Below are 12,864 nucleotides of genomic sequence, written 5' to 3' on the forward strand. Positions count from 1 at the left end.
GAGTGGCAGCCTGGAAATGTTATCAGCTAAATATTAATCATGAAAAGGAGAAATTAGAGTTATGGAGAAATTTAAGAAGGACTTTATCGACACAAATGATTTTACGAAGGAAGAACTAATGTATATTATTAATCTTTCCTTGAAAATTAAGAAATGTATTAAAGCAGGCTATTATCCGCAATTATTAAAGAACAAATCATTAGGCATGATTTTTCAGCAATCTTCTACCAGAACAAGAATATCTTTTGAAACAGCAATGGGACAGTTAGGCGGACACGCTCAATATTTAGCTCCTGGACAGATACAGCTGGGAGGACATGAAACAATTGAAGATACAAGTAAAGTTTTATCAAGATTAGTAGATATCGTTATGGCAAGAGTTGACAGACATAAAAGTGTTGCAGATCTTGCAGCAAATGCAACAATTCCAGTTATAAACGGAATGTCAGATTATAATCATCCAACTCAGGAAATGGGGATGTATGCACCATGTTAGAGCATCTTCCTGAGGGCAAAAAATTAGAAGACTGTAAGGTGGTTTTCGTTGGAGATGCCACACAGGTGTGTGCTTCTCTGATGTTTATTACAACAAAACTAGGAATGAATTTTGTTCATTTTGGTCCAAAAGGTTATCAGTTAAGAGAAAATCATATCAAAATTGCTGAGGAGAATTGCAAGAAATCCGGCGGAAGTTTTCTTATAACAGAAGATGAAAATGAAGCTCTGAAAGATGCGGATTTTGTATATACAGATGTTTGGTATGGCCTGTATGATGCAGAACTTTCAAAAGAACAAAGAATGGAAATTTTCTATCCTAAGTATCAGGTTACCGATGCAATGATGAAAAAAGCAGCTCCTCATGCTAAATTTATGCATTGCCTGCCAGCAAGCAGAGGAGAGGAAGTAGTAGATGAAGTCATTGATGCACAGTATTCCATTTGCTTTGATGAAGCAGAGAACAGATTAACTGCAATGAGAGGATTACTGGTTTACTTTTTGGAAAAGGTTAAAACACCAGTAGATGAAGAAAAACAGGCACAGGCTAAAGCAGACTTAGAAGTATTCCTAAAAAGAGCACTTTAAGCTTAAGTGAAAGGAGAAAACTCAATGTCTGAAGTTGATGGAAAGAAAAAATTTAGGCTGTTTGATGCCATATTAGCTGTAATATGCGTTGTATTTGTGGCGGAAGCAGCTGCGCCAGTTGCCGCAATAGGAAACTCACAATATTTCTGGTGGTTATTTCTAATTATTACGTTTCTGCTGCCATATGGTTTAATCTCATCTGAGCTTGGAACAACCTACAACAGTGAAGGCGGATTATATGACTGGATAAAAAGGGCCTTTGGAGGAAAATGGGGGCTAGAGCTTCCTGGTATTACTGGATTAATTTCCCGTTATGGATGGCTTCCCTGGCAGTCATGTTCCCGGAAATAATCGGTATGATTTTCGGACATGAATTGGGACTTATACCGAGCCTGATTATTGAACTTATTTTTATATGGGTGATTGTATTCATTAGCTTTTTTCCAGTATGTGACAGCGTGTGGATTCTGGATGGAGCAGCCATTATCAAAGTATTTCTGGCACTGGTAGTCGGTGGATTCGGTATTTATGGAGCCATGACAAAAGGGGTTGCTAATGATTATACTTTAGCTTCATTACTTCCATCTTTTGACCTGAACAGTTTGTCATTTATCTCTGTTATATTGTTCAATTTCTTGGGATTTGAAGTAATATGTACATTTGCTGACAGTATGAATAATCCAAAGAAACAGATACCACAGGCAATTATAGTTGGAGGAATAACTATTGCTGCTATTTACATATTCTCAGCTTTCGGAATAGGAGTTGCCATTCCAACCAAGGACGTAAGTACAAGCAGTGGATTAATCGACAGTCTTCAGCTTCTGACAGGAAAGACAACGGGGATTTTCATTAGTGTAATGGCTGTATTATTTCTTTTGACCTTGTTTGGAAATATGATTTCCTGGTCTTTAGGGGTAAATAATGTGGCAAAATATGCAGCTCTGAATGGTGATATGCCGTCCGTTTTTGCAAAGACCAGCAAGAAGAATGACATGCCTACTGGAGCAGCTATTATGAATGGTATAGTAGCAACCCTGATTGTTACCTTGTCACCATTTCTGCCTAATCAGGACTTGTTCTGGAGTTTCTTTGCACTTAACTTAGTCATGTTCTTAATGGCTTATTTACCAATCTTCCCGGCCTTCTTAAAGCTTCGAAAGATTGATTCTGAAGTAGAAAGACCGTTTAAGGTGGGAGGAAGTAAAACCTTTTTAAGAGTATTAGCTATTTTACCTATGGCCTTGATTATTATTGCTTTAATCTTTTTAGCAATACCATTGAGTTTTGATAAAGAGACATTAGCAGGAACATTGCCAATAACTATTGGCTCCATCGTATTTATTATTATCGGAGAAATCATTATTAAAGTAAAAAGAGTCGGATAAGAAATTTTAATTAGAAAGAAGGAATATATATGAAAACTTTGACTACTACTCCAAAACAGGATGGATTCAGAATGCCGGGAGAATTTGAAAATCATGAAGGCTGTTGGATTATCTGGCCAGAACGTCCGGACAACTGGAGACTTGGTGGAAAACCTGCACAAAAAGTATTTGCGGAGGTTGCAAAAGCTATAAGTGAATTTGAGCCTGTTACTGTATGTGTCAGCAATGCACAGTATGATAACGCAAGAAATATGCTTCCTGATTGTGTAAGAACTGTTGAAATGTCAAATGATGATTCCTGGATTCGTGACTGCGGGCCATCTTTTGTAACTAATGGCAAAGAAATCAGAGGAATTGACTGGACCTTTAATGCATGGGGCGGTTTAGTGGATGGTTTGTATTTTCCATGGGCCAATGATGATCATGTGGCGCGAAAAGTATGTGATATAGAAAGAATAGACCGATATCGTTTAGATGATTTTATTTTAGAAGGTGGTTCCATACATGTTGATGGGGAAGGAACTTTAATAACCACAGAAGAATGCCTGCTAAGCCAGGGCAGAAACTCAGATCTTTCAAAAGAAGAAATAGAAAATAAACTGAAAGAGTATTTAAATCTTGAAAAAATCATCTGGATTCCATTTGGAATTTATAATGATGAAACTAATGGACACGTGGATAACATTATCCATTATGTGGCACCGGGTAAGGTGGTTCTTGCATGGACAGACGACAAGAATGATCCACAGTACGATATTTGCCAGAAAGCTTTTGAGATTTTAAGTAATGAAACAGACGCCAAAGGCAGAAAACTAGAAGTAACAAAGCTTTACCTTCCTTCAAATATTTTAATTTCCAAAGAAGAGAGTGAAGGTGTGGATGCTATTGACGGAACATTACCTCGTATGGAAGGGGACAGACTTGCTGCTTCTTATGCAAATTTCTATATTGCAAATGGCGGCGTTGTATTTCCAATGTTCAATGATAAAAATGATGAAAAAGCAAAGGAAACATTACAGAAATGCTTCCCAACCCATAAGATAGTTGGCGTATATGCAAGAGAAATTCTTCTTGGAGGAGGCAACATTCATTGCATCACACAGCAGCAGCCTAAGATTAAATAGAAGTAAGGAGAAATACATATGTCAAGAATTGTAATAGCACTTGGCGGAAATGCCCTGGGTAATACACCTGAAGAACAGCAAAAAATGATTGAGAATGCAGCACCTTCTCTGGTGGGATTAATTGAGCAGGGACATGAAATCATTATTAGTCATGGAAATGGTCCACAGGTTGGAATGATTAACCTGGCATTTGATACGGCATCCAAGCAGCTTGAAAAGGTGCCTGGAATGGAGCTTCCTGAGTGCACCGCCATGAGCCAGGGTTATATCGGGTATCATCTTCAAAAGGGGATAAAAAAAGAATTACATAAGAAAAATATGCCTTGGCAGGCAGTTACTGTAGTAACACAGGTGCTCGTGGACAAAAATGACACAGCCTTTTTAAATCCGTCAAAACCTATTGGCAGTTTTTATACGGAAGATGAAGCAAATAAATTAATGAAAGAAAACGCTGACTTAATCATGAAAGAAGACTCAGGAAGAGGCTTTAGAAGAATGGTCGCCTCACCGAAGCCCATTGATATCGTAGAGAAAGATTCAATAAAAAGGTTATTGGACCACGAATTTATTGTAATAGCATGTGGTGGGGAGGTATCCCTGTCGTTCTGGATGAAAATGGAGATTATAAAAGTGTACCTGCAGTAATCGATAAGGATTATGCAACAGCAAAGCTTGCTGAACTGGTAGACGCAGATTATCTTTTTATACTGACTGCAGTGGATTATGTAGCCATTAACTTTGGCACTCCACAACAGCGGGATTTAACTGAAATTACTATAGAAGAAGCTAAAAATTACTGCCAGGAAGGACAGTTTGCATCTGGAAGCATGCGTCCTAAAGTAGAAGCCGCCATATCTTTTGCGGAAAGTAAAAAAGGCAGAACAGCCGTTATTGCATCCTTAGAAAAAGCACCCCTTGCTATGATGGGAAAAAGCGGCACTAAAATCGTATAACTTAAACCACTTATAAGAAAAGAAGCAGAAAATCTTTCATAGAAGGTATTCTGCTTCTTTTAATATTGAATCTCCTTTGTTGAAATAATTAGTGTACTATTATATACTTGATGTAATAAAACATAAGGAGGAGAAAGATGCAATATAATTTTGATGAAATCATAGACAGGAAAAATACAAATTCTCAGAATGTCGAAGGGTTCCGATCTTATATTTTTCGCGATCACCCTGATATTGAATTTCCATTTGCTGATGATGAATTTATTCGTATGTGGGTTGCGGACATGGAATTTGCTACTCCGCCAGAAATTTGTCAGGCAATAAAACAGAGAGTTGATAAAAGAATTTTTGGGTATACCATGATATATGATCCCGGTTATTATGAAGCTCTCGACGCCTGGTGCAGGAGACTTTATGACTGGAGCTTTCCCAAAGAAGAACTGGTTTTTTCTCCGGGGATAATTCCGGCATTATATGAACTGGTATCCGATACAGTTGCCCCAGACGAAAAATTGCTGATTACCACTCCTGCTTATGGCTTCTTTAAACGTGCAGCAGAGTTTAACAGCAGAGAACTGGTATGCTCTGATTTAAAATATGAAAAAGGACAATTTTCCATTGACTTTGATGATCTTGAAAAAAAGGCAGCAGATCCCAAAGTAAAACTGTTGCTATGGTGTAATCCCCATAATCCCACGGGGAGAGTCTGGACCGAAGAAGAACTGACAAGGGTTGCTGAGATAGCGAAAAAATATGATCTCTTTATTATTTCAGATGAAATACATTGTGATCTTATAAGGTCGGAAAAGAAGCATATTCCAATGGGAAAGATAATGCCGGATTACATAAAATTAGTAACCTGCATGGCGGCAAGTAAAACCTTTAATATGGCAGGTATGATGTTTTCCAACATTATCATAAGAGACACAAAGCTCCGAAAGACTTTTCGACATAACGACAAGACTCTTGGCTCTATTAATCCCATTTCACTGACAGCTAATCAGACGGCTTATGAAAAAGGTGCAGAATGGCTGGAGCAGCTAAAGATGTATTTAGACGATAATTTCCAGTACCTTGCAGACTTTCTAGAAGAGAAAATTCCTGATGCCGTCTATAGCATTCCTGAAGCTACATATCTTGCATGGGTAGATCTGAATAAGTGTCTCCCGGATATTGAAAATCTTCCTTTATTTTTCGCTCAGGAAGCGGGTGTATTGTTAGAAGGCGGAGATGCTTTGTTTGTAGGAAATGCAAAGGGGTTTGTGAGACTGAATCTGGCCATGCCCCAGTCTATGCTGAAGGAAGGGCTAAAGAGGATTGCAGATGCCATAGATAAATATAAAGGACATAAATAGCAGAAATCATTGTTTAGAATTTGTAAAAACCGAAGCAGGTCCACGTTGGGAAGGATTGGTTTCGGTTTTTTATATAGTCATTTTAAGGTAATATTATGTATGTTTTTATTAAAGTTACGGATAATATAAAGTTAGCAGACATACTGCAAAAGTTATTAAATTTACGGAGGTTGCAATGATGACAATAACAAAAGATATGACTATTGGAGAAGTGGTAAGGAACCACGGAGAAACGGTTAAAGTTCTGACAGAGTTTGGTATGGGATGCATAGGCTGTCCTTCTGCACAGGCTGAAACCCTGGAAGAAGCTGCACAGGTTCATGGCGTTGATATAGACAAGCTGCTTGACAATCTAAACAAAGCCCTGTAAGAACTTTTAAATTCAGGGGGAGCATTAAACAGGGAAGTAAAACATATCATATAAGGAATAAGGGGAGGGTAAACCAAATGAAATATATCGAAATGATGGTGGAAGAACATAGAAATATTGAAAGATTGCTTACAGTAATCCGAAAATATTGTTATAAAGTCTTACAAAATGATGAAATGGATTATGCAGACTTTTTTACATTAATTGATATTGTAAGGAATTATGCAGATAAACACCATCATGGTAAAGAAGAAAAACTGCTATTTGATATAATGATTAAGGAACTTAGCCCAATTGCCGAAAAGATAGTGAAAAATGGTATGTTAGTGGAACATGATCTGGGAAGATTGTATATTCAGAATCTTGAAAGCGCCGTGAATAGTGTAATAGCTGGAGATGATGAAGCAAGGCTTGATGTTATTGCTAATGCTATTTCTTATACAAAATTACTGGAAAGGCATATTGAAAAAGAGGATAATGTCATCTATCAGTTTGCACAAAAAAACTTATCAGAAAGAACTCAGATTAAACTTGAACGGGAATGTAATTTATTTGAACTGGAGGCCCAGGATAAAAATGTACAAAAAAAATATCTGGATCTGATTGCACAATTTGAGAAAAAAATAAAATGATTTGTTATAAATAATTAGCTATTTTAAAAGTCCTTTTTATAGGACTTTTTTATTTTTTTAATCTGTCTATTCTTACGAAAAAATATTTGTAATATTCTGTAAAATTAGAAAGAATTTGATTGACAAGTATTTTATAATATGCAACAATACACTTAAAAAGTCGATTTATAACTAAATATTGGGTGCGAAGGAGAAAAAGCCATGCTGAAGAATTTAAAGATTGGAAAGAAATTATTTGTTCTGGTTGTAAGTTTATTAGTCTGTTTATCCATTGTGGGAGGGTCGTCTATCGTATTAATGAAGCAAATTAATGGGGCCAGTACACAGATAACAGGTAACTGGCTTCCTTCCCTTGTACTTGCCGAAGAAATGAATAAAGGCATCTCGGATTACAGAAATTATGAAACAGATCATATTTTATCTCTGGATAGTGCATCCATGAAAAAATATGAAGATAAAATGGCTGCCCTGAAAGAAGAAATGAATCAAAAATTTACTGCCTATGAACCTTATTTTGTCAGTGATACAGATAGAAAAAACCTGGAGCAGGCTAAAACAGCATGGGAAAAGTATTTACAGACAAGCAGTAAACTGATTGAGCTTAGTAAAAAAAATCAGACACAACAAGCGTATGCTATTCTTACAGGAGAATCCAGTGACTTGTTTGAAAATGCCTCTAAACAATTTCTTACAATAGTTGAGTTTAATAAGACTGGAGCAGAAGATGCCAGCAACTATGGAGATTCATTATTTAATTTTTCCATGATTGCCATCAGTATTATTTTAGTTGGAGCAATTATTCTGTCTATCTTACTTTCTTCATACATCGTTAGATTAATTGTAAAACCAATTAATGAAATAAATCTGGCTGCAAAACAAATTGTTGAAGGAAATTTTGAATCTACTCTCAGCTACAATTCAGATGATGAGGTAGGGATGATGGCAAAGGCATTTGCTCAGATGACAATAAATTTGAAAACAATGATAGACGATATCAAGTACCTTCTGGGTGCATTAGCAGCGGGGGATTTTACAGTTACTTCTAAATGTGTTGAATTCTATGTTGGTGGATATGAAGAAATTTTAACCGCCATGAGAAGCCTTAGAGAAAATCTTAGCAGTACCCTTCTTCAAATAGATATTGCCTCCAAACAGGTAGAAACTGGTTCGGATCAGGTTTCCAGCGGAGCTCAGGCTCTTTCTCAGGGGACTGTTGAACAGGCTGCTGCCATAGAACAATTATCTGCTACAATCAATGAAGCATTAGCAAATATTAAAGGAAATGCTCAAAGCGCTCAGGAAGCCAATGAACTGGTTATTCATTCAGGAAATGGTGTAAAGAAGAGTAATAAATCCATGCAGGAAATGATTACTGCAATGGATACCCTTGCAAACAGTTCAAATGAGATTGAAAAAATAATAAAGACCATTGAAGATATCGCTTTCCAGACAAATATTTTAGCTTTAAATGCAGCGGTTGAGGCTGCCAGAGCTGGAAATGCAGGAAAAGGGTTTGCTGTAGTAGCGGATGAAGTACGAAATCTGGCTCAGAAATCTGCAGATGCAGCCAAAACCACAACATTACATATTCAAAGCGTATTAACTGCTATACAAAACAGTACAAATATGGCCAATGACACTGCCGCATCTCTTGAAACCGTTGTTCAGGATACGGGGGTTGTTGCTGAAAAGATAAAAGATATAGCAAGTACTTCGGAGCAGCAGGCAGATTCTATGGAGCAGATAACAATTGGTATTGATCAAATTTCAAGCGTGGTACAGACCAATTCTGCCACAGCAGAGGAAAGTGCGGCAGCAGCAGAAGAACTGAACGGACAGGCACACATTTTAAAAGATCTGATTAATCAATTTCAGTTAGGTGAAATGAAGTAACACTGTCATTTTGCAAAACGGCATAGATATTTACAAACCCTGATTCAGTATTTACCGGATTGGGGTTTTAAATTGCCATAAAAATGGATGTATAGTATAATGTTGACAATATTAAGGATGCAATAAGGTATAAAATATGAAGAATTATAAAATGATAAATTTAATCCTGGGCATATTTATAACACTGTGTCTAACCGGTTGTACACCAGGGACAGAAACAAATAACGTTGTTTATGAAGAACTGATAAACGAAGGAATCCCTGGGAATGTAAGGGTAATTTTGTTTTATAATCAATATAAAAGTGCCATGGGGATACAACATTCTGCAGCATATGAACTCAATAATGATGGAATTTCTGAAATAAACCAGCGTTACATAATGGGAGGGTATAATATTTTCCCAGAACAAGAATTAACCCTTTTGTCAGAAAATGTGGGTTACAAAAATTCAGACGATTTAATTCGACATTTTGGACAGCCTTTTCTCTATAAGAGTTATGAATCTGGTGAAATCTTTCTGCTGGAAGGGGCTACTGCCGGTAAAGATATTTTTACGGTATTCTTAAAAGTAGATGATAAATATAATATGATTAAAATCCAGCATACGGTGGGGGATACTGCTATTGGCATTTATCATGACAAAAATAACATGTATGTACTTTCCTCCAGTGGGGATCAGTCACAAATTGTATTATATGAAATAGATACCACTGATTTCAGTTTGACAAAGTACGTTATACCCGCAGCCGGTTTTGGTTTGGACAGAGTGGCTTTATATACAGATTCTAATCTGATATACAATAATATGTTATATGTAATCCCTAAATCCTCAGATGGTCATACCTCAAATATATTAATGTATGATCTAAAAACAAATGTATGTAAAAAGGTGATTAATAAAGAAGGGGTATCATCAAATATTTTTAACGAAGGGGATAAGCTTATGGTCTTAAATATAGGCAAGAGAAAAATTTCCAACCATTCAGACAGCCTTTACATTGATTATTATGACTATGAACTGAATTATTTGTCTTCAGAAGGCATCCCCATAGATATCGTTAATCCCACAGAATTTAAAACGAGAAACTTCTGCTATTTTTATGATAACAGAATAATGGGGTCCATCAACATTAAGAACAGAGAAAAGATGAACTGCATTTTTATTTATGACATCAGTAAAAAACAAGTGTTGTATCTTTCACGTTTAACCCATGAACGAATGATTTTAAATGATGATTTATTTATGTATAAAAAAGATAATGATTATTATCATATTTTTTAATACAAAAGAGCAGGACAAGATTGTTCATGTAAAATCACATTTCATGCTCCCCAGACAACATTTGATGCAGAAGGGGTTGAAATAATTATTCTTACCGTGTAGAACTTATATTATAAAGATAGAGGCAATTTATCAGAAAAATTGCTGAAAGTAGTACGAAATAAAAAAGACGTTATAATGATATTTAGAAGGAAAGGAGCAGGATATTTTCTCAGAATTTCAGAAGGGTAAATATATATAGGCATTCAGAGTTATATTTAAGCCAATATAACAGAAGAAGTATTGGTTTGCATAGAAAATTTTGTAATATTAAGGTAAAATAAGGGAAAAATGAAACGAATTGTGTGAAGTGAAAGATAAAAGGGGAAGGGGGAAAGAAAGAAAAATACGATTTATGAACGATGTACACAATTGTTTTAAATAAACAAAAAAGAGGTGAGGATATGAGAATCTGCGTGTAAAATGACAGTTCAAAGCGGAATAGTACGGAAGCATATGAATCTGTTATTGCAGATGGAGCAGTTCATAATAAACAAAGAGTAAATTCAAATGAATACGGAGTTGGAATCATAGGTGTAGATGAAGCATTGCATAAATGACAGAATCATAAGTGAATAGCTTAGAAGATCTGACAAAAGAGAGATCCAATAATTTATAGTCACAAATAGATTAAAGGAGGGATTTTTGTGAAAAAAATCTTTAAATTAAGAACTTTAATGTTTATGCTTATATTTATTATGATATGTACACAATGCAGTTTTGCCTTGGGAGAAGATCAAAACAACTCTGCAAATGAACCTGGTGACAATATGAAAGTAAGTGAAAATAGCGATTTGGACGGAGTAAATGCCACTGTTTTGGAATCTGATGATGATCATACCATAATAAAATTTGATGTGGGTAAGTTTGATAAAAATGCAGTGGATATAGATAATTCACAGTATTTTAATCTGGATTGCAAAGGGACAAGCTTTGTGGAAGAAGAAGGGTTCCCTGAACTGCCACGTATATGTCGCAGTATCACAATACCTTTCTCTGCAGATGCCAAAGTAAGTGTACTTACATCAGAATATACCGATTATCAGGAATGCCCTGTGGCACCATCTAAAGGAAGCCTTACACGTGATGTGAATCCTGAGGACGTTCCATATACATTCGGAGATGTTTACCAAAGAGAAGGATGGTATCCTGCGGACGAACTGGCTTCACTAAGTGATTCTTTCATTATGAGAGACCTGAAAGCGGTTACCGTCAAAGTCAATGCTTTCCAGTATGAACCTTCTACTAAAACATTGAGGGTTTATGATTCAGTGACTGTAGAAGTTAAAAATGGAAATAACAGTATGAAAAGCAATTATAGCTTAGATAATGCTGCTCCAGCTCATACCACTGATGCATTTGAAGCAGCATATCAAAACCTTTTTATAAATTATAATGGCAATCAGAATGTAAGAGGTATAAAAGCTCCGTCTGAAAAGGGCGATATGCTCATCATATCATATGACAAGTTCAGCAGTGCTATGACTCCTTTTATAGAGTGGAAGAATTCAAAAGGTATCAACACTACACTGATAGACATATCAAAGGTTTCATCTAGTAATAATCCGAATGAAATCAAAAAATTCATAAAGAATTACTTTAACCAGCATCCAAATTTGGTGTATGTACTTCTGGTTGGTGACTATCAACAGATATCATCACCAAAGTATTCCAGTGGAGTTTCAGATCCTGAATATACTAAAGTAGCAGGAAATGATAATTATCCGGATATCTTCGTAGGACGTTTTTCTGCTGAAAGTGTTGCAGATGTAGAGACTCAGGTACAGCGAACCATTGATTTTGAGAAAAATGGGGGTAATATGGCAGATTGGTATAAGACCGGTATAGGCATTGCGTCTGCTGAAGGAAGTAATGAATCTGATGCAGAGCATATAGATAATATTCGCAACAAGCTTTTAAATTCCGGATATACACAGATCGACAGAATATATGATCCGAATGCAACTGCTTCACAAGTTACAAAGAGCCTGAACCAGGGCCGAGGTATTATAAATTACTGTGGTCATGGTGCACAGACTTATTGGGTTACTACACGTTTCAGCAACAGTGATGTTGCAGCACTTCAGAATCAGGGTCAACTGCCATTTATAATAAGTGTATCCTGTGTCAGCGGAAAGTTCCAGTCAGGAACATGCTTTGCAGAAGCATGGCTGCGTTCTCAGGATAGCAGCGGAAATCCTGTAGGGGCAGTTGGCACTTATATGTCTACTGTAAACCAGGCTTGGAGACCTCCAATGGTAGGGCAGGATGCTATTATTGACCAGATTTGCAATAAAACAAAAACCTCTTTTGGAGGTCTGTGCTACACAGGTGCAAGTAAAATGTTGGATAATGGAACTTCCAGTGATATAGAGACTTTCAATACCTGGACTGTTTTCGGAGATCCATCTCTGCAACTGATAGCAAATTAGAAATGCATTTCTATAATTAAGGACTTAAACCCTGAACTCTTTGAAGTTCAGGGTTTTTAATTCTTGTTTTTAGATACAGAGTCTGAGTTATATAGTTTTGCAAAATAAAACAATATTCAAATTTGAAATTATTTTCAGTCAACTCTGAAAATAATTTCAGAAAAATTAGAGGGAATCTTCAGATTATTCATTTTAAATACAAAAAACGGTCCGAATTTTAAAGTTTTTTTCTTTTTTCTTCTAAAACATTATATGGCATAGTTTTTGCTGTATATAAGAATGTAAGCTTAATGTAATAAGTTTTTCTTTATAT

General features: G+C 36.1%; 11 protein-coding genes and 1 pseudogene. All 12 read left to right on the top strand.

All coding sequences use genetic code 11. The features are described 5' to 3' along the window. Positions 1 to 61 precede the first annotated feature (61 nt). Positions 62 to 496 carry a Rossmann-fold NAD(P)-binding domain-containing protein gene (locus tag Ami3637_RS17710; protein WP_243158045.1) on the top strand — a complete coding sequence of 145 codons (435 nt, stop codon included), beginning with the start codon at positions 62 to 64 and terminating at the stop codon, positions 494 to 496. After that, positions 490 to 1,083, top strand: a complete 594-nt coding sequence (locus Ami3637_RS17715) for a Rossmann-fold NAD(P)-binding domain-containing protein (RefSeq protein ID WP_243158046.1) — start codon at positions 490 to 492, stop codon at positions 1,081 to 1,083. The genes Ami3637_RS17710 and Ami3637_RS17715 overlap by 7 nt, the downstream gene beginning before the upstream one ends. A 24-nt stretch (positions 1,084 to 1,107) precedes the next feature. Then, positions 1,108 to 2,471: pseudogene (locus Ami3637_RS15530) on the top strand (APC family permease). 29 nt (positions 2,472 to 2,500) lie between these two features. Then, positions 2,501 to 3,595: an agmatine deiminase gene (gene aguA / locus Ami3637_RS15535; protein WP_162363356.1), complete on the top strand. Its 1,095-nt coding sequence runs from the start codon at positions 2,501 to 2,503 to the stop codon at positions 3,593 to 3,595. Positions 3,596 to 3,613: 18 nt separating this feature from the next. Continuing rightward, positions 3,614 to 4,240: an amino acid kinase family protein gene (locus Ami3637_RS15540; RefSeq protein ID WP_330586700.1), complete on the top strand. Its 627-nt coding sequence runs from the start codon at positions 3,614 to 3,616 to the stop codon at positions 4,238 to 4,240. Next, positions 4,174 to 4,548 (top strand): amino acid kinase family protein, encoded by a 375-nt coding sequence (locus Ami3637_RS19270; RefSeq protein WP_330586701.1) that lies wholly within the window; start codon positions 4,174 to 4,176, stop codon positions 4,546 to 4,548. The genes Ami3637_RS15540 and Ami3637_RS19270 overlap by 67 nt, the downstream gene beginning before the upstream one ends. A gap of 137 nt (positions 4,549 to 4,685) precedes the next feature. Beyond that, complete coding sequence (locus Ami3637_RS15545; protein ID WP_162363357.1) at positions 4,686 to 5,903, top strand: MalY/PatB family protein; 1,218 nt, start codon at positions 4,686 to 4,688, stop codon at positions 5,901 to 5,903. Positions 5,904 to 6,078: 175 nt separating this feature from the next. After that, positions 6,079 to 6,273, top strand: a complete 195-nt coding sequence (locus Ami3637_RS15550; RefSeq protein WP_330586702.1) for a DUF1858 domain-containing protein — start codon at positions 6,079 to 6,081, stop codon at positions 6,271 to 6,273. Between the two features lie 77 nt (positions 6,274 to 6,350). Beyond that, the gene (locus Ami3637_RS15555; RefSeq protein WP_162363358.1) at positions 6,351 to 6,905 is read left to right on the top strand and encodes a hemerythrin domain-containing protein; all 555 of its coding nucleotides are present in this window, start codon (positions 6,351 to 6,353) and stop codon (positions 6,903 to 6,905) included. Between the two features lie 201 nt (positions 6,906 to 7,106). Beyond that, positions 7,107 to 8,798 carry a methyl-accepting chemotaxis protein gene (locus Ami3637_RS15560; RefSeq protein WP_162363359.1) on the top strand — a complete coding sequence of 564 codons (1,692 nt, stop codon included), beginning with the start codon at positions 7,107 to 7,109 and terminating at the stop codon, positions 8,796 to 8,798. A 151-nt stretch (positions 8,799 to 8,949) separates the two neighbouring features. Then, the gene (locus tag Ami3637_RS15565; protein WP_162363360.1) at positions 8,950 to 10,080 is read left to right on the top strand and encodes a hypothetical protein; all 1,131 of its coding nucleotides are present in this window, start codon (positions 8,950 to 8,952) and stop codon (positions 10,078 to 10,080) included. Positions 10,081 to 10,766: 686 nt separating this feature from the next. Next, complete coding sequence (locus tag Ami3637_RS15570; RefSeq protein WP_162363361.1) at positions 10,767 to 12,551, top strand: C25 family cysteine peptidase; 1,785 nt, start codon at positions 10,767 to 10,769, stop codon at positions 12,549 to 12,551. Positions 12,552 to 12,864 lie beyond the last annotated feature (313 nt).

The sequence above is a fragment of the Aminipila terrae genome (genome assembly GCF_010120715.1).
GTDB lineage: Bacteria > Bacillota > Clostridia > Peptostreptococcales > Anaerovoracaceae > Aminipila > Aminipila terrae.

Coding starts and splice junctions, on each gene's coding strand:
- Ami3637_RS17710 (WP_243158045.1), top strand. CDS start 62: ATGGAGAAATTTAAGAAGGACTTTATCGACACAAATGATTTTACGAAG.
- Ami3637_RS17715 (WP_243158046.1), top strand. CDS start 490: ATGTTAGAGCATCTTCCTGAGGGCAAAAAATTAGAAGACTGTAAGGTG.
- aguA (WP_162363356.1), top strand. CDS start 2,501: ATGAAAACTTTGACTACTACTCCAAAACAGGATGGATTCAGAATGCCG.
- Ami3637_RS15540 (WP_330586700.1), top strand. CDS start 3,614: ATGTCAAGAATTGTAATAGCACTTGGCGGAAATGCCCTGGGTAATACA.
- Ami3637_RS19270 (WP_330586701.1), top strand. CDS start 4,174: ATGTGGTGGGGAGGTATCCCTGTCGTTCTGGATGAAAATGGAGATTAT.
- Ami3637_RS15545 (WP_162363357.1), top strand. CDS start 4,686: ATGCAATATAATTTTGATGAAATCATAGACAGGAAAAATACAAATTCT.
- Ami3637_RS15550 (WP_330586702.1), top strand. CDS start 6,079: ATGATGACAATAACAAAAGATATGACTATTGGAGAAGTGGTAAGGAAC.
- Ami3637_RS15555 (WP_162363358.1), top strand. CDS start 6,351: ATGAAATATATCGAAATGATGGTGGAAGAACATAGAAATATTGAAAGA.
- Ami3637_RS15560 (WP_162363359.1), top strand. CDS start 7,107: ATGCTGAAGAATTTAAAGATTGGAAAGAAATTATTTGTTCTGGTTGTA.
- Ami3637_RS15565 (WP_162363360.1), top strand. CDS start 8,950: ATGATAAATTTAATCCTGGGCATATTTATAACACTGTGTCTAACCGGT.